The 24,964-nt window shown below is 71.2% G+C and carries 21 protein-coding genes; 11 read left to right on the top strand and 10 right to left on the bottom strand.

From position 1 onward, the window contains the following. Positions 1-16: 16 nt before the first annotated feature. The 6 genes from ACNF49_RS06980 to ACNF49_RS06955 all read right to left on the bottom strand — a co-directional run bounded on the left by ACNF49_RS06980 (position 17) and on the right by ACNF49_RS06955 (position 8,047). Positions 17-940, bottom strand: coding sequence for an ABC transporter ATP-binding protein (locus tag ACNF49_RS06980; protein WP_482943142.1), 924 nt, complete (start codon positions 938-940; stop codon positions 17-19). After that, the gene (locus ACNF49_RS06975; RefSeq protein WP_357983649.1) at positions 940-1,908 is read right to left on the bottom strand and encodes an ABC transporter ATP-binding protein; all 969 of its coding nucleotides are present in this window, start codon (positions 1,906-1,908) and stop codon (positions 940-942) included. Before ACNF49_RS06975 ends, ACNF49_RS06980 begins: the two co-directional genes overlap by 1 nt. Continuing rightward, positions 1,905-2,870, bottom strand: coding sequence for an ABC transporter permease (locus tag ACNF49_RS06970; protein WP_357983652.1), 966 nt, complete (start codon positions 2,868-2,870; stop codon positions 1,905-1,907). Before ACNF49_RS06970 ends, ACNF49_RS06975 begins: the two co-directional genes overlap by 4 nt. Next, on the bottom strand, positions 2,867-3,784 hold the full coding sequence (locus ACNF49_RS06965; protein WP_357983655.1) for an ABC transporter permease: 918 nt from the start codon (positions 3,782-3,784) through the stop codon (positions 2,867-2,869). Before ACNF49_RS06965 ends, ACNF49_RS06970 begins: the two co-directional genes overlap by 4 nt. A 34-nt stretch (positions 3,785-3,818) precedes the next feature. Further along, the gene (locus ACNF49_RS06960) at positions 3,819-5,456 is read right to left on the bottom strand and encodes an ABC transporter substrate-binding protein (protein WP_482943141.1); all 1,638 of its coding nucleotides are present in this window, start codon (positions 5,454-5,456) and stop codon (positions 3,819-3,821) included. A gap of 77 nt (positions 5,457-5,533) precedes the next feature. Further along, positions 5,534-8,047 carry a collagenase gene (locus ACNF49_RS06955; RefSeq protein ID WP_498702258.1) on the bottom strand — a complete coding sequence of 838 codons (2,514 nt, stop codon included), beginning with the start codon at positions 8,045-8,047 and terminating at the stop codon, positions 5,534-5,536. A 153-nt stretch (positions 8,048-8,200) separates the two neighbouring features. Between ACNF49_RS06955 and ACNF49_RS06950 the strand changes: the two genes are divergently transcribed. After that, positions 8,201-9,157 carry a LysR family transcriptional regulator gene (locus ACNF49_RS06950; protein ID WP_357983664.1) on the top strand — a complete coding sequence of 319 codons (957 nt, stop codon included), beginning with the start codon at positions 8,201-8,203 and terminating at the stop codon, positions 9,155-9,157. A 26-nt stretch (positions 9,158-9,183) separates the two neighbouring features. On the opposite strand, the gene ACNF49_RS06945 is transcribed toward ACNF49_RS06950, so the two are convergent. The 4 genes from ACNF49_RS06945 to ACNF49_RS06930 form a co-directional block, all read right to left on the bottom strand. Further along, entirely contained in the window at positions 9,184-11,175 is a 1,992-nt protein-coding gene (locus ACNF49_RS06945) for an ABC transporter ATP-binding protein (protein ID WP_482943140.1), read from the bottom strand. A gap of 12 nt (positions 11,176-11,187) precedes the next feature. Further along, entirely contained in the window at positions 11,188-12,093 is a 906-nt protein-coding gene (locus ACNF49_RS06940) for an ABC transporter permease (RefSeq protein WP_482943139.1), read from the bottom strand. Then, the gene (locus ACNF49_RS06935; RefSeq protein WP_482943138.1) at positions 12,090-13,052 is read right to left on the bottom strand and encodes an ABC transporter permease; all 963 of its coding nucleotides are present in this window, start codon (positions 13,050-13,052) and stop codon (positions 12,090-12,092) included. The genes ACNF49_RS06940 and ACNF49_RS06935 overlap by 4 nt, the downstream gene beginning before the upstream one ends. Before the next feature lie 67 nt (positions 13,053-13,119). Further along, positions 13,120-14,931 carry a peptide ABC transporter substrate-binding protein gene (locus ACNF49_RS06930; RefSeq protein ID WP_482943137.1) on the bottom strand — a complete coding sequence of 604 codons (1,812 nt, stop codon included), beginning with the start codon at positions 14,929-14,931 and terminating at the stop codon, positions 13,120-13,122. Positions 14,932-15,151: 220 nt separating this feature from the next. On the opposite strand from ACNF49_RS06930, the gene ACNF49_RS06925 reads away from it, so the two are divergent. From ACNF49_RS06925 to ACNF49_RS06880, 10 genes are all read left to right on the top strand, one after another. Next, positions 15,152-16,300: an ROK family transcriptional regulator gene (locus tag ACNF49_RS06925; protein WP_357983679.1), complete on the top strand. Its 1,149-nt coding sequence runs from the start codon at positions 15,152-15,154 to the stop codon at positions 16,298-16,300. A gap of 18 nt (positions 16,301-16,318) precedes the next feature. Next, a complete protein-coding gene (locus ACNF49_RS06920; RefSeq protein WP_482943136.1) occupies positions 16,319-17,785 on the top strand; it encodes a M81 family metallopeptidase in 1,467 nt (488 codons plus the stop codon). A gap of 226 nt (positions 17,786-18,011) precedes the next feature. After that, a complete protein-coding gene (locus ACNF49_RS06915) occupies positions 18,012-19,823 on the top strand; it encodes a S1 family peptidase (protein ID WP_482943135.1) in 1,812 nt (603 codons plus the stop codon). A 133-nt stretch (positions 19,824-19,956) separates the two neighbouring features. Beyond that, positions 19,957-20,346: a VOC family protein gene (locus ACNF49_RS06910; protein WP_352320544.1), complete on the top strand. Its 390-nt coding sequence runs from the start codon at positions 19,957-19,959 to the stop codon at positions 20,344-20,346. Positions 20,347-20,559: 213 nt separating this feature from the next. Beyond that, on the top strand, positions 20,560-20,766 hold the full coding sequence (locus ACNF49_RS06905) for a cold-shock protein (RefSeq protein ID WP_055509312.1): 207 nt from the start codon (positions 20,560-20,562) through the stop codon (positions 20,764-20,766). Between the two features lie 181 nt (positions 20,767-20,947). Then, on the top strand, positions 20,948-22,762 hold the full coding sequence (asnB, locus tag ACNF49_RS06900; RefSeq protein ID WP_482943134.1) for an asparagine synthase (glutamine-hydrolyzing): 1,815 nt from the start codon (positions 20,948-20,950) through the stop codon (positions 22,760-22,762). 16 nt (positions 22,763-22,778) lie between these two features. Beyond that, a complete protein-coding gene (locus ACNF49_RS06895; RefSeq protein ID WP_357983691.1) occupies positions 22,779-23,672 on the top strand; it encodes an SseB family protein in 894 nt (297 codons plus the stop codon). Continuing rightward, positions 23,639-24,073 (top strand): UCP033725 family protein, encoded by a 435-nt coding sequence (locus ACNF49_RS06890; RefSeq protein WP_482943133.1) that lies wholly within the window; start codon positions 23,639-23,641, stop codon positions 24,071-24,073. The genes ACNF49_RS06895 and ACNF49_RS06890 overlap by 34 nt, the downstream gene beginning before the upstream one ends. Before the next feature lie 94 nt (positions 24,074-24,167). Continuing rightward, positions 24,168-24,563, top strand: a complete 396-nt coding sequence (locus ACNF49_RS06885) for a YbaB/EbfC family nucleoid-associated protein (RefSeq protein WP_357983696.1) — start codon at positions 24,168-24,170, stop codon at positions 24,561-24,563. Further along, the gene (locus tag ACNF49_RS06880; RefSeq protein ID WP_357983699.1) at positions 24,560-24,895 is read left to right on the top strand and encodes a hypothetical protein; all 336 of its coding nucleotides are present in this window, start codon (positions 24,560-24,562) and stop codon (positions 24,893-24,895) included. The genes ACNF49_RS06885 and ACNF49_RS06880 overlap by 4 nt, the downstream gene beginning before the upstream one ends. The last annotated feature ends 69 nt before the right edge of the window (positions 24,896-24,964 follow it).

Raw genomic sequence — 24,964 nt, 5'->3', positions numbered from 1 at the left:
CCCTACGCGGGCCTGCTCACTCCTCGGGGAAGTGGCAGCTCACCTGCCGTCCCCGCACCGTCGTGAGCACGGGCACCTCGGTCCGGCACAACGGCTGCGCCTTCGGGCAGCGGGGATGGAAGGTGCAGCCGGGCGGCGGCGCGAGCGGGCTGGGCGGGTCGCCGTGCAGGACGATGCGCTCCCGCGTGGCCTCCACCTCCGGATCGGGCACCGGCACGGCCGACAGGAGCGTGCGCGTGTAGGGATGGGCGGGATCGGAGTAGACGGTCTCCGACGAGCCGGTCTCCACGATCCGGCCCAGGTACATGACGGCGACCGTCTCGCACATGTGCCGCACCACCGACAGGTCGTGCGCGATGAACAGGTAGCCGAGCCCGAGGTCGGCCCGCAGGTCGGCGAGCAGGTTGACGATCTGGGCCTGGATGGACACGTCCAGCGCCGAGACCGGCTCGTCGCAGACGACCAGACGGGGCCGGGAGGCGAGCGCGCGGGCGATGCCGATCCGCTGCGCCTGGCCGCCGGAGAACTCGTGCGGGTAGCGGTCGGCGTGCTCGGCGTCCAGGCCGACCAGCCGGAGCAGCTCGACGACGCCGTCCCGGTCGACCGTCCGGCGCGGCCCGGCGACGATCTGCCGGACGGTGTGGCGCGGGTTGAGCGACGCGAACGGGTCCTGGAAGATCATCTGGAGCCGGCCGCGCATCGGCAGCAGGGCCCGGGGGCCCAGGTGGGTGATGTCGTGGCCGTCGAAGGTGACGGTCCCGCCGGTGGGCTCCAGCAGCCGCACGATCATGCGCCCGGTGGTGGACTTGCCGCAGCCCGACTCGCCGACCAGGCCGAGCGCCTGGCCTTCCGGCACGTCGAAGCTCACGCCGTCCACCGCCCGGACCCGTTGCCCGCGGCGTCCGGAGAAGGTCATCCGCAGGTCGCGCACGGAGAGCATCAGTGGTCGGCTCCTTCCAGGTGGCACGCGACCCGGTGGGGGTCGCCGGCGAGCGGCGGGCGCGTGGTCGCGCAGACGTCCACGGCGGCCGGGCAGCGCGGGTGGAACCGGCAGCCCGGCGGCGGCGCGAGCAGCGAGGGCGGCGCCCCCGCGATCGCCCGCAGCCGCGCCCGGCCCGCAACCGCACCCGCCGGCACGTCCGGCGGCGCCGCGCCCGGCACCGAGTCCAGCAGGGCCCGCGTGTACGGGTGCAGCGGCCGTTTGAAGATCTCCCTGGCGGGGGCGTGCTCCACGGTCCGGCCGCCGTACATGACCAGGACGTCGTCGGCCATGCGCGCCACCACGCCCAGGTCATGGGTGATCAGGACGACCGCGAGCCCCCGCTCGCGCTGGATGCGCGCGATCAGGTCCAGGATCTGCGCCTGGACGGTCACGTCGAGCGCCGTCGTCGGCTCGTCGGCGATCAGCACGCCCGGCTCGCAGGCCAGTGCCATCGCGATCATCACCCGCTGCCGCATGCCGCCCGAGAAACGGTGCGGATGCTCCCCGGCGCGCCGCCGCGGCTCGGGGATGCCCACCTCGGCCAGCATCTCCACCGCCCGCTCGCGGGCCACCCGCCGGCCGGCCCGGCGGTGCAGCCGGTACGCCTCGGCGATCTGCTCCCCCACGGTGAAGAAGGGATGCAGCGACGACAGCGGATCCTGGAAGATCATCGACACCGCGCTGCCGCGCAGCCGGCGCAGGCGATCGGCCGGGGCTCCGACGAGCTCCTCCCCGTCGAGCTCGATCGACCCCGCGACGGTCGCCCGGCGGTGCAGCCCCAGCAGCGACAGCGCGGTCACGGACTTGCCGGACCCCGACTCGCCGACGACGCCCAGGGTCCGCCCCCGCTCGACGCCGAACGACACGCCGTCCACGATCCGGACGTCGCCGAAGCTCACGGACAGGTCGCGCACGGAAAGGATCACGAGTACCTCACCCTGGGGTCGATGACCGCGTAGACCAGGTCCACGAGCAGGTTGGCCAGCACGATGAAGAAGGCCGCGAGCAGCGTCGTGCCGAGGATCACCGGCTGGTCGGACTTGACGATCCCGTCGTAGGCGAGCCGGCCGACGCCGGGCAGGCCGTACACGGTCTCGGTGATCATCGCGCCGGCCAGCAGGCCGCCCAGGTCCATGCCGAAGACGGTGACGACCGGGGTCATGGCCGCGCGCATGCCGTGCTTGGCGACGACCGTCCGCTCGTGCAGGCCCTTGGCGCGGGCCGTCCTGATGTACGGCTCGGCCATCGTCTCGATCATCTGCGCCCGGGTGAGCCGGGCGTACATGGCGGCGTAGAGGGCGGCCAGCGTGACCCAGGGCAGGATCAGGTTGCCGGCCCAGGCTGCGGGGTCGTCCGTGAGCGGCACGTACGCCGGGTACGGCAGCAGCCCGGTCACCCGTACCACCAGCAGGAGCAGCACCATCGCCACGAAGTAGACCGGCAGGGACGCGCTGGTCAGCGTGGCGATCATCAGCGTCCGGTCCAGGGCGCTCCCCCGGCGCAGCGCCGACACCACCCCGACCGTGACGCCCACGGCCAGCCACAGCAGGGCCGCGCCGACCGCCAGTGACGCGCTGGCCCCGAGCCGGTCGATCAGCAGGTCCCAGACCGGCAGGGCGTTCTGGTAGGAGAACCCGAGGCAGGGCACGTGGCAGCCGGGGCGTCCGGCGACGATGCCCGCGACGTAGCCGCCGAACTGCTCCCACAGCGGCCGGTCCAGCCCCATCTGCGCGCGCACCTCGGCGACCCGCTCGGGCGTGCAGGTCTTGCCGCACGCCTGGACCGCCGGGTCGGACGGCAGCACGTAGAAGATCACGAAGGTCACCGCGCAGATCACCAGCAGCACGCCGACGACCGCGAGGGCCCTTCTGGCCAGGTACGACGTCACTGTGCCGCCCCCTTGGGGTCGATGGCGTCGCGCAGGGCGTCACCGAGGAGGGTGAAGGCGAGCACGGTCAGGAACAGGCAGGTGCCGGGGACGAGCAGGTACATCGGGTCGACCTCGTACCAGAGCATCGCCTCCTGGATCATCTGCCCCCAGGAGGCGGTCGGCGGGCGCACCCCGACGCCGAGGAACGACAGCGCCGCCTCGGTGCCGATGTTGGCGGGCACCGCGAGCGTCGCGTACACGAGGATCGGCGCGGTGATGTTCGGCATGATCTCGCGGAAGACGATGACGCCGTTCAGCGCGCCGCCGACCCGGGCGGCGTCCACGTACTCGCGGTGCTTGACGGAGATCGCCTGCCCGCGCACGATCCGCCCGATGTACGGCCAGCCGAACCCGCCCATCACACACACGAGCAGGACCATCCGGTCGCCGTCGGGCATGACCGAGATGAGGGCGATCATGAAGATCAGGCTCGGGAACGACATGAGCAGGTCCATGGTCCGGCTGATCACCGCGTCCGCCCAGCCGCCGAGGTAGCCGGCCAGCAGCCCGAACACGGTGCCGAGCAGCACCGACACCAGTGTCGCCAGGGTGGAGACCATCAGCGAGACGCGGGCGCCGTACACGATGCGGCTGAACACGTCGCGGCCGTTGACGGGCTCGACGCCGAGCCAGTGCTCGCCGCTGACGCCGCCCAGCGCCCCCTTGGGCACGCCCGCCAGCTCCTGGTCGATCGCGGAAGGGTCGAAGGCGTCCGGCGGCCAGCCGTTCACCTTGGTGAGCAGCGGCGCGGCGAGCGCGACCAGCACCAGGACCGTCACCACGACCAGCGCGAACCGGGCGGCGCCGCCGCCCAGCAGACGCTTCCTGACCAGCCGGGCGGGCGGGCTCGCCGTGACGACCGTCGCCGTCATGTCCGGCTCCGCCGGTATCCGGGATAGCCGTTCCTCACTTCTGCCGCACCCCCAGGACGGCGAAGTCGAGCTGCCCGGACCAGACGGGATGGCCCACCGCGCCGGAGACGTCCTTGCCGACCAGGATCGGCTTGCGGTCCCACGCGTACGGCACCGCCGGCGAGGACTGCATGACCTGCCGGTCGAGGTCGACCCAGGCGGCTTCGGCGGCCTTCGGATCGCTCATGGCCTGGATCTCGTCGATGCGCTTCTGCACCGCCTCGTCGCGGAACTGCCAGACGTTGCCGGAGTTGCCCTTCTCGACGATCGTGCGCCCGTCGAACAGCAGCGGCAGGAACGTCGCCCCGGACGGGTAGTCGGGGCACCAGCCGTAGGTGAACAGGTCGGGCGTCTTGGCGGTGTCGCCGACGGTGTCGTAGTAGACCGAGGGATCGACGGGCGTGAGCACGACCTCGACGCCCGCCCGCTTCAGCGACGCCTGCACGGCCTCGCCGAGCGCCTTGTCACCGGTCGAGATCGTCATCCGGACGTTCAGCGTCCTGCCGCCCAGCAGGGCCTTGGCCTTCTCGACGTCCCCGGCCGGCGGGAGGTGGAACACGTCCTGCGGCGTGCCGCCCGACAGGGCCGGCGGCAGGTAGGAGGTGGCGATCGAGGTCATGGCCGGGCCGCCGGCGGCGGTCTGGAGTGCCTGCTTGTCCAGGGCGAAGTGCACCGCCTGCCGGGCCTTCAGGTCGTCGAAGGGCGGCTTGGAGGTGTTGAAGCCGATCATGTCGGTGCATCCCGACATGGCGTTGACCAGCCGGGACTTCACGTCCGGCCGAGGCAGGATCTTGGCCAGGCTGGCGGCGCTGACGTCGGTGTAGGCGATCGAGGTGGCGTCCTCGCCCCTGCTCTCGATGAGCCGGTCGTCGATCACGCCCTGCCGCAGGCCCTGCTTGACCACGATGCGGTCGGGCGCGGCCTTGCGCACCGGGTCGGTGGCCGCCGACCAGTGCGGGTTGCGCACCAGGACCATCTCCTTCCCCCGGTCGTAGCGCTCGATCTTGTACGGCCCGGAGGAGAAGGGCCGGTTGTCGTACTGCGCGCCGGTCTCCTTCGCGGCCGGCACCGGCGCGAACGTCGGCAGCGTCACCGTGGAGGAGAACTCGGCGACCGGCCGCTTGAGACGGAAGACGATGGTCCGGTCGTCGGGGGTCTCGATCGAGTCCAGGTGCCGGCCCTTCAGCGGGCCCTTGTAGCCGTCGGCGCCGGCCAGGTAGAGCTGGGCGTAGTTGGGGCCGCCGGGCAGCTCGGGGGCGAAGGAACGCTCCACGTTGTACTTGATGTCCTTCGCGGTGACGGGGGTGCCGTCCTCGTACTTCACGCCGTCCTTGAGGGTGAAGGTCCACACCTTGCCGCCTTCGGAGGCGGTCCCCAGGTCGGTGGCCAGATCCGGGACGATCTCGTGGCTGCCCGCCTTGAAGGTGGTGAGGGTGCGGTAGAGCAGCCGGATGCCGAAGTCCATCTGGGGCATCGTCCAGTTGCGGGCCGGGTCCAGGTGGGAGAAGTCCTGGTTGGACAGGATCGTCAGGGTCCCGCCCCCGGCCGCCGCGGGCACGGCGGCCTTGCCGCCGCCGCCGCAGGCCGCCACGCCGAGCAGGAGCCCCGCGGTCAGCACGTTACGGAGAGTCACGGATCACTCCAGTGAGGTGAGAGGGCCCGGGCCGGGACCGGCGGGAGAGGGTTCGCCGGCCCCGGCGCCCGGGCGGTCTAGTACTCGGTCTTGACGCTCGCGCCCGAGAAGGTCTGCGCGGCGTGGAGGCTGATGTAGTTGTAACCGGCGGGCGGGTTGTTGATCACCAGGGTCTCGGCGTTGCCCGACGCGGTGGAGCGCTGGGTGTAGGCCGAGGTGGTGGCCCAGGTGGCGGCGTTGTAGTAGAGGTCGGCGTTCCCGGTGCCGCCGGAGGCGGTGATGGTCAGCCTGGCCGTGCCCGCGGGCAGGTAGATGTAGAGGTAGGCGTAGTTGCCCTGGGTGGCCGACAGGTTGCTGCGCTTGCAGTTCTTGTCGAGCTTGCGGATGTCGGAGGCGGTGCACTCCGGCGTCGAGCCGCCGCCGGTCGACACCGTGACCTGCTTCGACGTCGTCGCGGTGGCGCCGCCGTTGTCGGTGACGGTCAGCGTGACGGTGTACGTGCCCTGCGCCGCGTAGGCGTGCGACGGGTTGGCCGCGGTGGAGGTGGCGCCGTCGCCGAAGTCCCAGCGGCGGGCGGCGATGGTGCCGTCGGAGTCGGTGGAGGTGTCGGTGAAGGCGGCCGTCAGCCCGCTGGCCGTGGAGGTGAAGTTGGCGGTGGGCGCCTGGTTGCCGGTGCCGCCCCCGGAGCACGCCCCGGCCGCGCAGGCGGCGAGCCAGGTGTTCCAGTCGGAGTCGTAGCGGCTGCCGATCGTGCTGGTCAGGAACGACCTGGCGGTGCTCCACGCGCCGGTCCGGTACGAGCCGAGCAGCGTCGCGACGTCGGCCGGGTGCTTCTCGAACATGTAGCGGACGGCCAGGTAACCCCACCGGTAGATGCGGGTGGTGTCATGGTCGTAGGTGGTGTTCCACAGCGTGCTCAGCGCGTACGTCCGCTTGCCCGCCTCGGTGATCGCCGCGTCGTAGACGACCTTGCGGTAGGAGTAGGAGACGTACTCGGCGAAGCCCTCGATCCACCAGATGGTCGGCGTGCTCACCCCGGCGTTGAAGTCGCCGTACATGTCGAACCGGCCGTCGAGGTAGTGGGTGTACTCGTGGTTGAGGTTCCAGATCTGGAAGTCGGGGCGCAGCCACTCGGCCTCGTAGGCGATGAACCTGGGCTGGTTGCCCGCGGCGGCGGGGTTGCCCTCCAGGTACATGCCCCCGTTGTTGGTGTCGATGCCGAACATCGCGCCGGCGTAGGTCTGGTAGTCGGTGCTGGAGTCGAAGACCACCACCTCCAGCGTGGTGTTGTTGTCGCCGGCGACCGGGCCGTTGTCCTTGACCAGGTTGTGGAAGAAGGCGTCCTGGTTGGCCAGGCTGGCGCAGGTGGCGGCGAGCTGGCTCGAGGTGACCTCCTGGGCCCGGATCCTGATGCTGGCGCTGCAGGTGTGGGTGACCGGCAGCACGCTGGCCGCCAGGCGGGCCGCCAGGTCGCAGGTGCCGTAGTAGGAGCAGTTGGCCTGGTCGTAGGAGTCGGTCATCTCGGCCACGCCCACCCACAGCGGCGCGGTGGCGCCGGTCATGGAGCTGCGGCCGAGCAGGTTCTTGGCCAGCGGCCGGACGGTGGCCTGCAACGTCGTGTGCTGCAGGAAGCGGCCCAGCTCGCGCCCGGCGTTGGAGACGAGGTAGGAGCGGTCGGTGCCGAGCATGTTGAGGTGGTTCGTGGCGAAGGAGTTCAGGGAGTCCAGGACGCTGCGGTCGGCCTGCACGGCGGTGACGAACGCGGGCACCTGGTGGCCGCGGAACAGCACGGTGTAGACGTTGTTGACCGCGTTGAGCATCCACCACGACGCGTCGTAGGAGCTGTTGTAGCCGTCGAGCAGGCGCTTGACCACGTACAGGTAGCGGTCGTTCTGCTCGGCGCTGTCGATGAGGGTGACGGCCTCGGCCAGCACCTCGCCGTTGGCGTCGCTGACGGTCGAGGACCGGGAGCTGCCGAAGAAGGCGTCCAGGCCGGACCGGATCGCGGTGGTGAGCGCCTGGCCGTACGAGCCGACGTCGCCGGAGTTGTACCAGTGGACGTAGTAGCCGGCCCGCAGGTAGAGGACGAGCTGGGCGGTGCCGGTGGTGTTGTCGCCCGGGTAGCTCGCCGAGTTGTCGCGCAGGGCGTAGGCGACGGTCGTCATCTGCGCCTCGCGGAAGGCGTTGTAGGCGTCCGTGCCGGTCAGGTTGAACAGGGTGTTGACGCAGTCGGTGGCGCTGGCCTTGATCTGCTGGACCAGGGCGCTGCCGGTGCGGCTGGTGAAGTCGGAGACGTTGCAGGCGGCGGCCGCGGCGACGCTCTTGCGCGCCGACGGTCTGGCGTGCTCCGGCCGGGTGGCGGGTTCGTCGTAGTCGCGGCGCAGGGCGTCCTTGGCCGCGGGCTGGGGGGCCCGGTCACGGGTGTCGAGCCGGGACTTGCCGACGTGCGGGGCGTCGTCGGCCGGGATCGCGAGGCGGGCGGCCGGGGGCGGTTCGGCCGCGGCGCTCGCCGGTGTCGCGGCGAACGGCGGGAGTAGGGCTAATGCGGCCAGGGGGACGATCAGCCGCCAGCCGTGCAGGACCTTGCGCACAAGAACCTCCGGGGGGTATCCGCATGGATGCGAGGTCGGGTACGAGTGTGCGGTCCGTCCGGAGGGCGTGGTCATACGACGCCGCATAAGTGTTGCCTATGGGCGTTCCCAATCCGTCGCCAAGAGCCATCACATGTCACATAATCCTGAGCTATGGACCTGGATCTCCGGCATCTCCGAATGGTCTGTACGATCGCCGAGGCCGGCAGCGTCACCAAAGCGGCCGCCCGCCTCGGGCTGTCCCAACCGGCGATCACCACCCAGCTCCGCAGGATCGAGGAGATGGTGGGCGGTGAGCTGTTCACCCGCAGCCGCAACGGCGTCGAACCCACCCAGCTCGGACGTCAGGTCGTCGCGCGCGCCCGGATCGTCCTGTCGGAGATCGACTCGCTCTTCGGCGACCTGCACGACGCGAACCCGGCCGTCACCGGGCTCCGGCTCGGGTGCAGCCACCTGGCGTGCGTGGCCAGCGTGGTGGACCGGGTCGGCGAGGCGTTACCCGGCCGGTCGATCTCCCTGCGCATCGAGCCGTCCAGCGTGCAGCTCGCCGACGCGCTCACCCACGGCCAGCTCGACGCCGCGCTCATGGGCATGATCGAGGGGTTCGACGTCACCCTCACCCCGCCGGTCGTCACCCGCACGCTGGTGCCCAGGTATCCCATCTTCGTGGCCATGGCCGCCGGGCACCCGCTGGCCGAGCAGCCCGAGGTGCACCTGTCCGACCTCAGGAACGAGCGCTGGATCAGCCCGCCCGGCGCCGACGACGGCTCGCTCGCCGCCCTGCGCGCCTCCTGCCGGGCCGCCGGCTTCGAGCCGGACGTGCGCTACGACGCCCCGAGCGGCGCCGGCCGCCCGCTGGTCGCCGCCGGGCTGGGCGTGCGCCTGGTGGACCCGACCTGGCCGGTGCCCGAGGGCACCGCCGTACGGCCACTGGTGGGCGAGCCGCAGGTCGGGCACCTGGTCATGGCCTGGCGCAGGGACCTGATCGGCGCGGACGCGGCGGCGGCCATCTACCGCGGGCTCGCCGCCGCCTTCGAGGACCACATCGACGACAACCCCACCTTCCGCCAGTGGTGGGACGAGCACCCGGGCGCCCACCCCCTCCGCTGACGGCCGCGACCTGCGAGGTTGGCGCCTCAATCCGCCGTGCGCAGCGGGAAGTGGCAGGCCACCTGGTGCTCGCCGCCCGCCAGCGGCGGCTCGGTCTCGCAGATCTCCTGGGCGAGCGGGCAGCGCGTCCTGAACCGGCATCCCGAGGGCGGGTTCTGCGCGCTGGGCAGCTCGCCCTTGATGGCGACGCTCGTGCGCGGCGCCACGCCCGGCTCGGCGGAGGGCACGGCCTCGATCAGCGCCTGCGTGTACGGGTGCCGGGCGGCCCTGACGACGTCGCGGGCGGGCCCGACCTCGACCAGCTTGCCCAGGTACATGACGCCGATCCGGTCCGACATGTAGTCCACGACGGACAGGTCGTGGCTGATGAACACGTACGACAGGCCCAGCTCGCGCTGGAGGTCGCGCATGAGGTTGAGCACCTGGGCCTGGATGGAGACGTCGAGCGCGCTCACCGGCTCGTCGCACACGATCAGCCGCGGCTCCAGGGCCAGCGACCTGGCCAGCCCGATGCGCTGGAGCTGGCCGCCGGAGAACTCGTGCGGGTAGCGGTCGAGCACCCGTCGCGGCAGGCCCACCTGGTCCAGCAGGGTGCCGATGCGGGAGCGGCGGCCGGCCCGGTCGCCGGCCTGCTGGATCTCCAGGGGTTCGGCCAGGATGGAGTCGATGCGCATGCGCGGGTTCATCGCCGCGTAGCTGTCCTGGAACATGAGCTGCACCCGCCGGTGCATGGCGCGGCGGGCGCGCCGGTCGAGCGTGGCGATGTCGGCGCCGTCCACCACGATCTGCCCGGAGGTGGGCTCCTCCAGGCCGACGATCAGCCGGCCCACGGTCGACTTGCCGCAGCCCGACTCGCCCACGAGCCCGAACGTCTCGCCGGGGCGCACGTCGAAGCCGACCCCCGCGACCGCGCTGACCTGCGGCGCCTTGCGGCCCATCGACCCCGTGCCGTCGTAGTTCTTGACCAGGTCGCGCACGGACAGGATCGGCGTGGCCTCGGCCTGCGGTCCGGCCCGGTCGGGCCGCGGCGCGGCGGCCTCGGCGCGCACCCGCGGCTGGAGCACGGGGTGCAGGCAGGCGTGCTGGTGCTCGCCGTCCGACAGGGTCACGTCGGTGGTCCGGCACTCCTCGGTCGCGAAGCGGCAGCGGGGCGCGAACCGGCAGCCGGTCATCGGCCGGGACAGGTCCGGCGGCAGGCCGGGGATGCTGTAGAGCGCGCCGTTGTCGTGCTCGGCCGCGCCGGGCAGCGACTCCATGAGGGCCTCGGTGTAGCGGTGGCGCGGCTGCCGGAACAGCTCGGCGGTGGTCGTGGCCTCCACCACGCGGCCGGCGTACATGACGGCGACCCGGTCGGCGCGGCTGGCGATCACGCCCAGGTCGTGGGTGACCAGGATGACCGCCATCTGGAACTCCTCGCGCAGGTCGTCGATGAGTTCCAGGATCTGGCGCTGGGTGGTGACGTCGAGGGCGGTGGTCGGCTCGTCGGCGATGAGCAGCCGGGGCGAGCAGACCAGGGCCATGGCGATGACCACGCGCTGGCGCATGCCGCCGGAGAGCTGGTGGGGGTAGGCGTCGGCGATCTTGTCGGGACGCGGCATGCCGACCCGGCGCAGGATCTCCACGGCCCGCTCGCGCGCCTCGGCCTTGCCGACGCCCTGGTGGACCCGGAGCGGCTCGGCGACCTGGGCGCCGATGCGCATGGTGGGGTTGAGCGAGGTGAGCGGGTCCTGGAACACCATGCCCATCTCGACGCCGCGGATCCTGCGCATCTCGGCGGGCGGCAGGGACAGCAGGTCGCGGCCCTCGAACAGGATCTCGCCGCCGACGACGCGGCCGCCGGACGGCAGCAGGCCCATGACCGACAGGGCGGTCATGGTCTTGCCGCTGCCCGACTCGCCGACGATGCCGAGCGTCTCGCCCTGCCGTACCTCCAGGTTGACGTGGTCGAGGGCGTGCACGACGCCCTGACGCAGCGGGATGTCGGTGCTGACGTCGCGCAGGCGCAGCAAAGGGCTCATGTTCCGTTCCTCCTAGCGCCGCCGGAGGCGGACCTCGAAGACGTCCCTCAGCCCGTCGCCGATGAAGTTGAAGGCGAGGACGATGAGGATGATGGCGATCCCGGGCGGGTACAGCAGCCACCAGTAGCCGCTGTAGGTGTTGGCGAGGCCGTCGGAGAGCATCCCGCCCCAGTTCGCCGCGGGTGGCGGCACGCCGAGGCCGAGGAAGGACAGGTAGGCGACGTACAGGATGGCGTCGGCGACCTGGAAGGTGGCGTTGACGATCACGGTGCCGATGGCGTTGGGGATGATGTGCCGCCGTACGGCCCGGCCACCGGTGCCGCCCATCGACCGCATGGCCTGGACGTACTCGCGCGAGCGCAGGGTCAGCGCCTCGCCGCGGACCAGCCGGGCCGGGCCCAGCCAGGCGAAGGCGCCGATGATCAGGATGAGCATCGGCACGGTCGGCGTGACGATGGTCGCCATCAGCATGAACAGGAACAGCGAGGGGATCGACATCATCGCGTCGACCACCCGCATCATGGCCGCGTCCACCCAGCCGCTGGTGAAGCCGGCGATGGCGCCCCAGATCGTGCCCACGACCGTGGCCAGGACGCCGGCGGCCAGCCCGACCACGATGGACGTCTGCCCGCCGAGCAGCAGGCGGCCGAACTGGTCGTAGCCGACGCCGTCGGTGCCCAGCGGGTGGCCAGGGGTGCCGGGGGCCAGGTAGACCGAGGCGAGGTCGGTGTGCACCTGGTCGGTCCGGTAGAACAGCGGGCCGAGGAAGCACAGGCCGCCCAGCACGATGAAGATGACCAGGCCCAGCAGGGCGAGCCGGTTCTCGGCGAAGACGGTCAGCGCCTGGCGCCACTGGCCGCGTACGGGCGCCTCGTCGGCGGGGACCGGCGTGCCGGTCGCCTCGGCGGGCGCGGTCATGAGCGGGCCGCCGTCCTGAGCCGTACGCGCGGATCCACGGCGGCGTACAGCAGGTCGGCGAGCAGGGCGCCGACCACGGTCGCGATCGCGATGATCAGGGTGACGCCGAACAGGATCGGGAAGTCCCGCTTCAGCGCCGCCTGCCAGAAGAGCTGGCCCATGCCGGGGTAGTTGAACAGGGCCTCGACGACCAGGGCGCCGCTGAACAGCGCGGGCAGGTACATCCCGAGCAGGGTGATGACCGGGAACAGCCCGTTGCGCAGCGTGTGCCGGGCGACGACGCGCGCCTCCGACAGGCCCTTGCTGCGGGCGGTGCGCACGTAGTTCTCGTTGAGGTTGTCGACCATCGAGGAACGCACGTACCGCGAGTAGACGGCGACGGTCACGATGGCGAGCGTGACGGTGGGCAGCACGAGCCCGGCCGGGTCGGCCAGCACCTCGCCCAGGGTGAACCCCTGCGAGGCCTCCGGCGGCAGGATCGGCCAGACCTGCGAGAAGAGAATGATCATCATGAGACCCATGAAGAAGATCGGCGTGGCGTAGGCCAGCAGCGACAGGGTGGTGATCGTGTAGTCGGGCCACCGGTTGCGCCGCATCGCCTGGACGACGCCGAGCGGGATGGCGACGACGACGGCAAGCATCGTCGAGAACAACGACAACACCATGGTCTTGGGCAGCCGCTGGCCGATGGCCTCGGCCACCGACTGGTTGAGCTGGAAGGAGTAGCCGAGGTCGCCGCGCAGGAGGCGGCCGATGAACATGACGTACTGCTGGATCCAGGGGCGGTCGTAGCCCATCTCGTGGTCGAACGCCGCCAGCTGGGCCAGCGTCGCGTCCTTGCCCAGGGTGGCCCGCGCCGCGCCGCCCGGCAGCAGATGCAGGATGACGAACGTGATCATCGTGACCAGCACGACGATGATCAGGGCCTGGCCCAAGCGGGTGATCAGATACCGGGCCACGCGGGGCCCCTCCTTGTTCCAGGGACCCCGGCGACCCCCGCACGGGCCGCCGGAGTCGGGGACGGTCTCAGCTCTTCCAGGACCAGTCCTGGAAGAACATGTTGTTCATCGGGTCCTGCGTGACGCCCTGGAGCCCGGCGCGGTACGCCGAGATCTGGTAGACGGGGTTCGGCATCCACAACACCGGCAGGTCCTGGGCCAGCCGGTCGTTGTACGCCTTGAGCGTCGCCTCGTCGTCGGCGAACTGGGTGGCCTCGATGAGCTTGTCGGCCTCGGGGTCGCTGTAGCTGCCCAGGTTGACCGGGGCGTCGGTGGCGAACAGCCGCTCGCCGCTGGGGAAGGCCGGGTAGTACCAGCTGCCCTGCGAGCCGAAGAACGACATGTCCCACGAGCAGTTGGAGTCCGCCGGCTTGCACGCCGGGGTGACCGCGACCGAGTCCGGCACTTCCTTGATGGTGAGCTGGATGCCCAGCTTGGCCATCTGCGACTTGATCTCGGCGAACATCTTGGTCGTCGCGGCGAAGCCGGTCTGGCTGGTGACGGTGAAGGCCAGCTCCGCGCCGGACTTGATGCCCTCGCCGCACTGGTCGGCGCCGGTGCCCGGCTTCTGGCAGGTCGTCTGGCCGTCAGGGGTCACCTGCCAGCCGTGGCTCTCCAGGAGCTGCTTGGCCTTGGCCGGGTCGAAGGGGTAGGCGCAGCCTTCGCTGGAGCCGTTCGTGCCGGGCTTGGCCGGGACGGGGCCACAGGTCGGGGCCGCCATGCCGGACCAGATGGCCTTGCTGATGGTCGGCTGGTCGATGAGCGACTGCAGGGCCTGGCGCAGGTAGAGCTGCTTGAACAGGGGGCCCGAGTCGGGGTTGTTGAAGTTGAGCTGGAGGTAGGTGATGGACCAGCCGTACCAGGGGGCGATCTGGTAGCCCTTCGACTCCAGGTACTTCTGCTGCGACAGGTTGGCCGGCGGCACGTAGCCGTAGTCGATCTGGCCGGCGCGCAGCACGTTGAACTCGGCGTCGTCGCTGGTGAAGGGGCGCAGCGTGACCGACTTGAGCTTCGGCTTGTCGCTGCCGGAGTAGTTCGCGCGGGCGGTGAGGACGACCTCGCCGTTCGGCACGTACTTCTCCAGCTTCCACGGGCCGCTGTTGACCTGCCACAGCTCGTTGGTCGCGTACGTCTTGGGGTCCTTCGACGCGGCGGTGAGGAAGTCGAAGACCTTCTTGGCGCCCTCGGGGGTCTTGTCGAGGTCGCCCACCTTGCCGGTGGCCGAGTCCTTGTCCCAGACGTGCTGGGGCAGCGGCACGATGCGGTTGAGCTGGTTGCCGACGAACCACCCGGTGTTGTACGTCTTCGTGGTCGTCACGGAGAAGGTCTTGTCGTCCTTCACCTTGAACTCGGCGATGTTGTCCGGGAAGCCGCCCTCCCGGTAGGACGCCCACTTGTCCTTGTTCGCGGTGACGAGGTTCCACCAGAACTGGATGTCACGGGTGGTGACGGGCTTGCCGTCGGACCACGTGTTGTCCTTCAGCGTGATCGTCAGCGTCTTGCCGCCGTCGCTCACCTCGGGCGGTTCGGCCATCGAGCGCCCGGGGTCGATGTTGTACTTCGCCGAGCCGTCCAGCAGGTACTCGTACAGGTGACGGTACTGGGCGGAGCCGAAGATGACGTTCTCGCCCTGGGTGAAGCCGGGTGCCGAAATAGGCAGGATCCAGTTCGGGGTCCTGAGGGCGACGGTCACGCCGTCCTTGCTCTGGCCCCCGCTCTGGGCGCCCTTCTGCGCGCCGCCGGCGGACCCGCTGCACGCGGTCAGCGCCAGCCCGAGGGCCAGCACGCCCGCCAGGGCGCCGGTGCCGCGGAGCCCGCGCCGGTGGAATCTGCTCCCCATGGGATCTCCTCGGTTGACGTCGCACGGCGCCCTGCGCTTACCGGGGGGCCTGGTGCGTTCAATGCGGAGAATGTATAGATGGTCCCGCATGAAGTCAACGGAACTAATGCGCTTTGTTCGCCGACTTGTTTCGGTTTAGAGTCGAAGTCGCCGGTGCCTCATGATGGGGCTCTGTTGCGACGACGGGCCTGCCGGGGAACCGGCCTGAAAGAGGAGCGGCATGCCGGAGCCATCGAGTCCCGCCAACCTGCGTGAGCAGGCGCTCAGCCTCTTGGCCAGCGGTGCGGCGACGTCGCGCGCCGATCTGGTGGAGACCCTCCAGGTGGCTCCGTCCACGGTCTCCAGCGTGGTCCGGCGGTTGCTGGAGGAGGGCGCCATCCTGGAGGAGGGCGTGGGCCGCTCCACCGGCGGGCGGCGGCCGCGGATCCTGCGCCTGCGCGACGTCCCCGGCGCCTTCGCGGTGTCCGAGCTGGGCGCCCAGCACGCGCGCGTGGGGCTGTGCGCGCCCGACGGCCGGCTGCTGGCCGTACGGGAGATCGCCACCGACATAGCGGAAGGGCCCGGCCAGGTCTTCGACGCCATCTGGCGGGCGTACGAGCAGCTCAGCACGGCCAAGGCCCCCGGCCAGGCGTTGCTCGGCATCGGCGTCGCGCTGCCCGGCCCGGTCGAGTACCCGCACGGCCGGCTGATCGGCCCGGCCCGGATGCCCGGCTGGAGCGGCTTCGACGCCCAGACCCACCTGAGGGAGCGCTTCGGCGTGCCCGCGGTCGTCGACAACGACGCCAAGGCCGCCGCCATCGGCGAGTACGTCAGCCGGGGCCGCGACCCCGGCGACATGATCTACGTCAAGGCCGGCACCGGCATCGGCGGCTGCCTGGTCAGCGGCGGCCAGATCTACCGCGGCGGCCGCGGCCTCAGCGGCGACGTCACCCACGTGCGGGTGGCCGACAGCGGCGAGCGCGAGTGCTCCTGCGGCAGCCGCGGCTGCCTGGAGACGGTGGCCAGCGGCGCCGCCCTGGTCCGCCAGCTCAAGGACCGCGGCCTGCGGGTCAGCACGCCGCGCGACGTCGTCGCCGCCACCGTCGACGCCGAGCCGTCCGTCGTGACCCTGGTACGCCACGCCGGCGAGCTGCTCGGGGTCGCCCTGTCCGGCCTGGTCAACTTCCTCAACCCCGACGCCGTCGTCATCGGCGGCGCGCTGTCCAGCCTCGACGTCTACGTGGCCGCCGCCCGGAGCATGCTCTACAAGCGCTGCCTGCCGTCCATGACCCAGTCACTTTCCATCGAGGCCAGCGCCGCCGGCCCGGACGCCGCCCTGATCGGCCTCGGGCATCTCGTGCGCGCCTCGGCCGACGTCCGTCCCTCCTAGGCAAGGAGTCCCCCGCCCGTGTCCCGTCCCCTCCGCGTCGCCGTCGGCGGCGTGCACATCGAGTCCAGCACCTTCTCCCCGCACCTGAGCACCGCCGCCGACTTCGAGGTCACCCGCGGTGACGCCCTGCTGGCGCGGTACGGCTGGCTCGCCGAGCCGTGGGCGGCCGACGTCGAGTGGATCCCGCTCGTGCACGCCCGCGCCCTGCCCGGCGGGGCCGTGGCCAGGGAGACCTACGACGCCTGGGCGGCCGAGATCGCCGCCGGGCTGGCCTCCGCGGGCCCGGTGGACGGCGTCCTGCTCGACATCCACGGCGCGATGAGCGTGGTCGGGCTGGAGGACGCCGAGGGCGACCTGGTCACCGTGGTCCGCTCGGTGACCGGCGGCCAGCCGTTCGTCTCGGCGGCCATGGACCTGCACGGCAACGTCTCCCACCGCTTCTTCGACGGCTGCGACCTGCTCACCTGCTACCGCACCGCCCCGCACGTCGACGTCTGGGAGACCCGCGAGCGCGCCGCGCGCAACCTGGTGGCGGCCCTGCGCCGCGGGCAGCGTCCGCACAAGGCCCTCGTGCACGTGCCGATCCTGCTGCCCGGCGAGATGACCAGCACGCGCGTCGAGCCGGCCAAGGGCCTCTACGCCCGCGTCCCCGAGATCGAGGCCAGGGACGGCGTCATCGACGCGGCCATCTGGATCGGCTTCGCCTGGGCCGACGAGCCCCGCTGCCGCGGCGCGGTCGTCGCCACCGGCACCGACGCCGCCGCCACCGCCGCGGCCGCCCGCGAGCTGGGCGAGCAGTTCTGGGCGGCGCGCGACGCGTTCACCTTCGTCGCGCCCACCGGTTCCATGGACGAATGCCTCGACCAGGCGCTGACCGCGGTCAAGGACCCGGCCCGGCGCCCGTTCTTCATCAGCGACTCGGGCGACAACCCGGGCGCGGGCGGCGCCGACGACGTCACCTTCGCCCTCGAACGCATGCTGGCCCGTCCAGAGATCGCCGGCGGCTCGGTCCGCGCGGTGTACGCCTCGCTGGTCGACCCCGAGGCCGTGGCCCAGGTCGCCGGTCTCGCGCCCGGCTCGCCGGTCAGCCTGCGCGTCGGCGGCCGGATCGACGCCCGCGAGCCGGGGCCGCTGCCCATCGAGGGCGTGCTGGAGGCGGTCGCGGACGACCCCGACGGCGGGTTGTGCGTCAGCGTGCGGGTGGGCGGTCTGAGCGTGTTCGTCACCTCCCGGCGCATGCAGTACCGCGAGCTGGCCTCCTACGCCCGGCTGGGCGTCCAGGTGGACGACGTCGACCTGGTGACGGTCAAGATCGGCTATCTGGAGCCCGAGTTGTTCGACGCGGCGGGCGACTGGCTGCTGGCGCTCACGCCGGGCGGGGTCGACCAGGACCTGCAGCGCCTGCCGTACGAGCGCCTGGCCCGGCCGGTCTTCCCCCTCGACCGCGACTTCGACGCCGACCTCACCGTGATCACCGCCTCCTAGACGCCCTGGCCCCTCCGACGCCGGAAAGCGCGCCGGAGGGGCCGCGCCGGGGCTGCCCGCGCCGGGGCGGTGCGGGGCTCGGGGCCCGGTTCTGGCAGGGCTTGGAAGGGGCCTCCGGCCCCGGGTCTGGCAGGGCTTGGAGGGGGCTCCCAGTCGGCTCCAAGCCAGGAACAAGAGGGCTAACTCATCATTTCCGCCTGTGAGCGGATATTTCAGGAAAAGGCTGATGAGGGTCGCCGCGGGTGCGGCTGTCGTCGCGGCGGTCATGCTGCCGGCGCTGCCGGCGGCCGCCGACGACTCCCCCGACGAGCGGCCCGACGTCCCGGTCGGCACCTGGCTGGCGGCCCGTACGCAGCCCGCGGTGCAGCTGACCAGCTTCACCTACACGGCGACGGTGTCCGTCCCGTCCAACACGATCAACGAGGTGGCCTACCAGCAGATCGTCCGGGAAGCCGTCGCCGCCGTCCAGTCCGGCAAGATCTCCTCGGACGAGCGCAGCATCGGCAAGTGGGTCTTCCAGCAGATCGCGGCCAACGTGGACACCTACGTGTCCTCGACCACGCCGATGCGTACGGTCGAGGCCGAGGTCGGCGGCATGTGCACCGGCTGGTGGGTCACCCCCGACGGCTACATGGTCACCGGGGCGCACTGCGTCCAGGTCGGCGAGACCGAGCTCAGCCAGCTCTTCGCCCAGCAGGCGCTGGCCAAGTTCAACAAGCAGGACGCCAAGGAGATCATCAGCGGCCTGGGCGACCTCAAGAACGACGAGGAGATCCTCAAGCTCGCCCAGCAGATCTACGTCACGTTCAACTCGACCCACATGCAGCTCAGCAACCTCAAGCAGAGCCTGTCGGTCATGCAGAGCCTGCCCGGCGGCGGCGTGGACAAGACGGCCAAGGCGGTCCCGGCCGAGCTGGTGTCGGTGGGCGAGAGCTACCCCGGCAAGGACTTCGCGCTGCTCAAGGTGAACGGCCAGCAGAACCTGCCGACCGTGCCGCTCGGCGACGACGCCGACGTGCGCACCGGTGACACGCTCTACATCAGCGGCTTCCCCGGCCTGGTCACCAACACGCCGTTCTTCAGCCTGGAGTCGAAGCTGGAGCCGGCCCTGACCGAGGGCCCGTACAACGCCAAGCGCACCACGCAGACCGGCGTGCCGTACATCCAGACGCAGGCGCCGTCCTACCACGGCAACTCCGGCGGCCCGGTGTTCAGCAAGGACGGCAAGGTCGTCGGCATGCTGATCGCGGGCACGGTGAGCGAGGGCGGCGAGGCGTCGGAGAGCGAGAGCTTCGTCCTGCCGGTCGGCATCATCAAGGAGAAGCTCGGCGAGAAGAACGTCAAGCCCGCCCAGGCCATCACGACGACCCGGTACAACGAGGCGCTCAACGACTTCTTCCGGCGCTACTACTCCGACGCGCTGCCGAAGTTCCGCGAGGTCCAGGCGCTGTTCCCGAACCACCCGTACGTGGCCAAGTACATCAGCGACTCCCAGCAGGCCATCTCCGCCGGCAAGGACGAGACGCCCAAGCCGATCCTCATGTGGGTGCTGATCGCCGGCGGCGTGCTGCTGCTCCTGGTGCTGGTCGCGGTCGTGGTCAAGGTCCTGCGCGGACGCCGGCGGCCCCAGCCGGCCATCATCTCGCCCCAGCCCGGGTACGGCGCGGTGCCGCCGCCCCCGTGGCAGCAGCTCCCCGCGGCGCAGGCCCAGCTCTCACCGCCGATGCAGCCGATGCAGCAGGCCCAGAGCCCGTACGGCCACGGCGGCGACGGCTACGGCGGCGACGGCTACGGCCCCGGCGGGTACGGCGCGAACGGCCACGCCGCGAGCCCGTACGGATCGGCCCCGGACGCCCACTTCCACCAGCCCTCTCACCAGCAGCCCCCTCACCAGCAGCCCGGCGGCGACCAGACCAGGTCGGTGCGCTACGGCCAGTTCAGCCCGCCCGCGGACCCCAGGTCCGGGCAGGTCGCGGACCTGGAACGGCAGATCGCCGACCTCCAGCGCAGGCTCGGCGACCAGCCCCCGAACGCCTGACGGGCCCGCGTGAGCCGAGTCCCGCCAGACACGTCAGGATGCGTGGCCCCGGAACCCCATGACGGGTTCCGGGGCCACGACGTGCGCCCGGCGGATCCGGGCCGCCGCGCCCGCCGCGGCCTACGATGACCTCGTGGACGTGCTGAGCAGCCGCGTGCTCCTGCGGCCGACCGACCCTGCCCGAACCCGCCGCTTCTACGCCGACACCCTCGGCCTGGCGGTCTACCGCGAGTTCGGCCCCGACGACGATCCCGGCGTGGTGTTCTTCCTCGGCCAGGGTTTCCTTGAGGTCGCCGGGCGTTCCGACGGCCCCGCGACCGGCGGCACGCTGTCGATCTGGTTGCAGGTGCGCGACGTCGGGCGCGAGGAGGAGCGTCTGCGTCAGGCGGGCGTCACGGTGCTGCGCGAGCCGCGGCTCGAGCCGTGGGGCCTGGTCGAGATGTGGATCGCCGACCCCGACGGCCATCGCATCGTCCTGGTGGAGGTGCCGCCCGGCCATCCGCTGCGCCGCGATCCGCGGTGAACCGCCCCGCGTTTGCCTCCGGAGCAGATCGTGTGCTAGCTTTAATCCCGTTGCAGTTGTGGTACCCATAAAAGACTTTGTGCGCACCTGACCTAGCTGGACTTTCAGGTGCGTTTTTGTTTTCCGGTCATCTCCGGGATGGGCTCATCGCGGCGACACGGGGATCCGCACGGTGCGGATCCCGTCTCTGCACGTCATCTGAAGGAGATCGTTATGGCTACCGGTACCGTGAAGTGGTTCAACTCGGAAAAGGGCTTCGGCTTCATCGCGCAGGACGGCGGCGGCGCCGACGTCTTCGCCCACTACTCCAACATCGTCTCCAACGGTGGCTACCGTGAGCTGACCGAGGGCCAGAAGGTGGCCTTCGACGTCGTGCAGGGCCAGAAGGGCCCGCAGGCCGAGAACATCGTTCCCGCCTGACCTCACGCAGCCCGCGTCTGGGCCCGCACCTCTCCGGGGGTGCGGGCCCAGACCGCTTTTGGGGGCATTTGATCGGGTATGGACCGATCAGCTCCGCGCGGTTATGTTGCGAGGGCGTCAGGCAAGTTGTCAGACCGACGCCGGGGAGCACCACCAGGACTGCGTCTGAGAGGACCCTCGCATGTGCGGCATCGCCGGATGGGTGGACTTCGACCGCGACCTGACCAGCGAACGGGCCACCGCCCTCGCCATGACCGCGACCATGAGCTGCCGGGGCCCCGACGACCAGGGCCTGCACCTCGAACCGCACGCCGCGCTCGGCAACCGCAGGCTCGCCGTCATCGACGTCGAGGGCGGCCACATGCCGATCGAGGCCGAGGGCCTGGCCGTCATCACCTACAGCGGCGAGGTCTACAACTTCCGCGAGCTGCGCGAGGAGCTGGCCGCCAAGGGCCACCGCTTCCGCACCAGGAGCGACACCGAGGTCGTGCTGCGCGGCTACCTGGAATGGGGAGAGGGCGTCGCCGACCGGATCAACGGCATGTACGCCTTCGCCGTCTGGGACGAGCGCGCGCAGGAGCTCGTGCTGATCCGCGACCGCATGGGCATCAAGCCCCTGTTCTACTACCCCCTGCCGGGCGGCGTGCTGTTCGGCTCCGAGCCCAAGGCGATCCTGGCCAACCCGCTGGCCCCGCCCGTGGTCGACCTCGACGGCCTGCGGCAGCTCCTCAGCATGGCCACCGTCCGGGAGCGGTCGGTCTACAAGGGCCTGTGCGAGCTGCCGCCCGGTCATCTGCTGCGCGTGGGCCGGCAGGGCACGCGGCTGCGCCGCTACTGGTCGCTGGAGGGCCGCGAGCACACCGACGACCTCGACACGACCGTACGCACGGTGCGCGAGCTGCTCGACGACATCGTCGGCCGGCAGCTGGTCTCCGACGTGCCGCTCTGCACGCTGCTCTCCGGGGGCCTCGACTCCAGCGTCGTCACCGCGCTGGCCAGGACGCACGGCCCGATCCGCTCGTTCGCCGTGGACTACGCCGGCTACGCCGAGCAGTTCCGGGCCGACGAGTACCGCGGCGACCCGGACCGGCCGTTCGTGCGGATGCTGGCCGAGCACGTCGGCTCCGAGCACACCGACATCATCCTCGGACCGGCGGAGCTGGCCGACCCCGAGCTGCGGGCCTCGGTCGTCCGGGCCTGGGACGCGCCGAGCTTCCTGGGCGACATGAACTCCTCCCTCTACATGCTCTTCCGCGCCATCCGCGAGCATTCGACCGTGGCGCTGTCCGGCGAGTCCGCCGACGAGATCTTCGGCGGGTACGCCTGGTTCCACCTGCCGCAGACGGTCGAGGCCGACACCTTCCCGTGGCTGGCGATGGTGATGCGCGAGCAGCAGCCGACCGACATCCTCGACAAGTCGCTGATCCGCCAGCTCGACCTGGACGCCTTCACCGCCGACGGCTACCGTACGGCGCTGGCCGAGGTGCCCCACGTGGCCGGGCAGGACGCCCGCGAGCGGCGCATGCGCGAGATCTGCTACCTGCACCTCACCCGCTTCCTGCCCTTCCTGCTCGACCGCAAGGACCGGATGAGCATGGCCGTCGGGCTGGAGGTGCGCGTGCCGTTCTGCGACCACCGGCTGGTCGACTACGTGTTCAACACGCCCTGGTCGATGAAGACGTTCGACGGCAGGGAGAAGAGCCTGCTGCGGGCGGCCGGGGCCGACCTGCTGCCCGAGCCGATCGTGCGCCGGGTCAAGGCCCCGTACCCGGTGACCCAGGACGTGGGCTACGAGCAGGCGCTCCGGGACGCGCTGCGCGAGCTGGCCGCCGACAAGGACGCCCCGGTGCTGCAGCTGCTCGACGCCGACGCCGTCCGCGAGGCCGCCTTCGCGCCGGCCGGGAAGGTGACGACCACGATGAGCAGGTACGGCCTGGAGCTGGCGCTGGATCTGAACGTCTGGCTGACCTCCTACGGCGTACGCCTGGAGTTGTAGCGGGCAGACTGGGCGGATGACGTCCAGTGATCATCTGCCGGCCACGCCGTTCGAGGAACGGTTGTGGGCGGCCCACCAGGACGGGCAGATCGCCCTGTGCCTGGGCCTGCTCCGCGACGCCGACCTGGCGTTGCCGATCACCGCCGCCGCGGCGGCCGGGACCGAGCCGCCCGCCTGGGCGACGGCCACGGGCTCCGGCCGTACGTGGCTGCTGGCCTTCACCTCGGTCGAGGCGATGGTGACCGCGACCGGCGGCCTCGCCACGCACTGCCGGATCGTCTCGCCCGCCGAGCTGGCGGCCGGCTGGCCGGACCCGCGATGGGGCCTGGCGGTCAACCCGGGCCTGGGAGCCGAGTTCCTGCTGGAGTCGGGGACGCTGGCCAGGCTGGCGGTGCCCACGCTCGTCCAGGACCTGCGGCTCGCACCCGGGTCGGGGGTGCCGGTGGTGCAGAAGCTGCTGTCCCCGTCCGACATCGGCGACCTGCTGGCGACGGCCGAGCCGCGCGTCTCCGGCTACTGCCACCACGCCCTCGACGTCTCGCACATCGCCACGCCCACGGTGCTGGCCGACGCGCTGGGGCAGCCCGACATGCTGACCGAGGACGGCTCGCTGAACATCCTGCGCTGGCATCCCGTCGGCCTCGACCTCTACCGCACCCCGTACGGAGGGCTCGACGAGCAGGGCCGGGACGCGGTGGCCGGCTGGGTGGTCGAGGAGCCTCCGTTCGTGGGCATGGGCCTGGTGCCCAACGTCGACCAGGTCATCCGCGAGTACAAGGTGTACGGGGTCGGCCTGCCGCACGGCGCGGAGATCTGGGAGCTCACCCACCAGGGCACCGAGCACCGCCGCGCGCTCTACCACGGTGACCTGCGGCGATGGCTGCTGATCGGCCGGAGGGCGGCGGCATGACCTGGCACTTCTACCGCGCCCACTGGCAGGGCGCCGACTACGTGGCCAGCCCCGAGCCGCACCCCCTGGAGCTGTGGGTACGCCTGCGCACCACCGGCCCGGCCGACGGCTTCGAGGAGGTCGAGCCCGGCTGCCACGTCCGCACGGTGCCGGTCACCGAGTGCGCGTCCCTGCAGTTCGTGACCACGGAGTGCACCTGGCGGGGCGAGCGGTTCCAGGTGCACAACGAGCGGGACGGCCTGCTCCTGCTCGAATACCTGGGCGGCTCCGCGCCCGCGGCGCTCGCGCTGGGGCTGGAGCGGGTCGAGCGGGGGGTGTACCGGGCGTGGGCCTCGCGGACGGAGATCACCGAGCTCCGCGAGGAAGTTGTGGCGATAAGTCCGCAGAATGGGCCTTTTTGAGGATTGGCTCTTGTCTCCTGTTGTTCATGTGACAGAAACTGACCTGAAAGGTGGATGTGACGTAAGAAACACGCGGCATTGGGGCGGGGGTGTCATGGATTCTCCTGACGTGGCGGGGATGCGGGCATACGGCGACGAGCTGCGCGACATGTTCCGCCAGATCCAGGACGTGGGCATGGAGCTGCACCAGCAGGCCAAGGCCGTCCAGGTGACCGAGACCTCGCGGGACGGCCTGGTGTCGGTGACCGTCGGCTCGCGCGGCGAGCTGATCCGGCTCGACCTCGACCCGCGCATCTACCGCCGCCCCGACGCCCGTCAGCTCGCCGACACCATCGCCGAGACCACCCGGCTGGCCGCCGAGCGCGCCCTGGAGCGCGTCACCGAGATCTTCGAGCCGGTGATCCCGCGCGAGGACTTCGAGGCGCATCTGAGCGGCGACCTCGAAACCGTCATGGCCCGGCTCGCCGACCGCATGGGAGGCAGCCGATGAGGCCCTGGGACGGCACCCAGATCATCAAGCCCGTCGTGGACTCGGGCATCTCCCAGTGGACCACCATGGCCGAGGACTGGGAGAAGGAGTCCGAGCGGCTGGTCGCCGCGGTCGTCGAGGCGCTGGCCGCCGCCCCCTGGGGCAACGGCATGGAGGGCCGGTCGTTCAAGGACTCCCATTTCCGCGACGACGGCCCCAACCGCATGCTCAACCAGTGCGTCGACCTCTCCAAGCAGCTGATGGACGCGTGCGGCAGGCTCCGCGCCAGCATCGACAACACCCTCAGCGTGGACGCCGCCATCGAGCAAGACCTCAAAGCGCGAGAGGTCTGACGCGTGTCGCACAGCGCCACCGGCCCCCAGGGGCCGACTTCTCAGAATTCGTCGAGTGCGCCCACCGTC

The organism is Actinomadura sp. ATCC 39365 (assembly GCF_054392275.1).
This window is presented reverse-complemented; position numbering and strand designations above follow the sequence as displayed.

Excerpts from the sequence above, each read along its gene's own strand:
- ACNF49_RS06930 (WP_482943137.1), bottom strand. The coding sequence starts at position 14,931 with ATGGGGAGCAGATTCCACCGGCGCGGGCTCCGCGGCACCGGCGCCCTG.
- ACNF49_RS06890 (WP_482943133.1), top strand. The coding sequence starts at position 23,639 with ATGGCTGCTGATCGGCCGGAGGGCGGCGGCATGACCTGGCACTTCTAC.
- ACNF49_RS06945 (WP_482943140.1), bottom strand. The coding sequence starts at position 11,175 with ATGAGCCCTTTGCTGCGCCTGCGCGACGTCAGCACCGACATCCCGCTG.
- ACNF49_RS06925 (WP_357983679.1), top strand. The coding sequence starts at position 15,152 with ATGCCGGAGCCATCGAGTCCCGCCAACCTGCGTGAGCAGGCGCTCAGC.
- ACNF49_RS06885 (WP_357983696.1), top strand. The coding sequence starts at position 24,168 with ATGGATTCTCCTGACGTGGCGGGGATGCGGGCATACGGCGACGAGCTG.
- ACNF49_RS06915 (WP_482943135.1), top strand. The coding sequence starts at position 18,012 with ATGAGGGTCGCCGCGGGTGCGGCTGTCGTCGCGGCGGTCATGCTGCCG.
- ACNF49_RS06980 (WP_482943142.1), bottom strand. The coding sequence starts at position 940 with ATGCTCTCCGTGCGCGACCTGCGGATGACCTTCTCCGGACGCCGCGGG.
- ACNF49_RS06895 (WP_357983691.1), top strand. The coding sequence starts at position 22,779 with ATGACGTCCAGTGATCATCTGCCGGCCACGCCGTTCGAGGAACGGTTG.
- asnB (WP_482943134.1), top strand. The coding sequence starts at position 20,948 with ATGTGCGGCATCGCCGGATGGGTGGACTTCGACCGCGACCTGACCAGC.
- ACNF49_RS06880 (WP_357983699.1), top strand. The coding sequence starts at position 24,560 with ATGAGGCCCTGGGACGGCACCCAGATCATCAAGCCCGTCGTGGACTCG.
- ACNF49_RS06940 (WP_482943139.1), bottom strand. The coding sequence starts at position 12,093 with ATGACCGCGCCCGCCGAGGCGACCGGCACGCCGGTCCCCGCCGACGAG.
- ACNF49_RS06905 (WP_055509312.1), top strand. The coding sequence starts at position 20,560 with ATGGCTACCGGTACCGTGAAGTGGTTCAACTCGGAAAAGGGCTTCGGC.
- ACNF49_RS06965 (WP_357983655.1), bottom strand. The coding sequence starts at position 3,784 with ATGACGGCGACGGTCGTCACGGCGAGCCCGCCCGCCCGGCTGGTCAGG.
- ACNF49_RS06950 (WP_357983664.1), top strand. The coding sequence starts at position 8,201 with ATGGACCTGGATCTCCGGCATCTCCGAATGGTCTGTACGATCGCCGAG.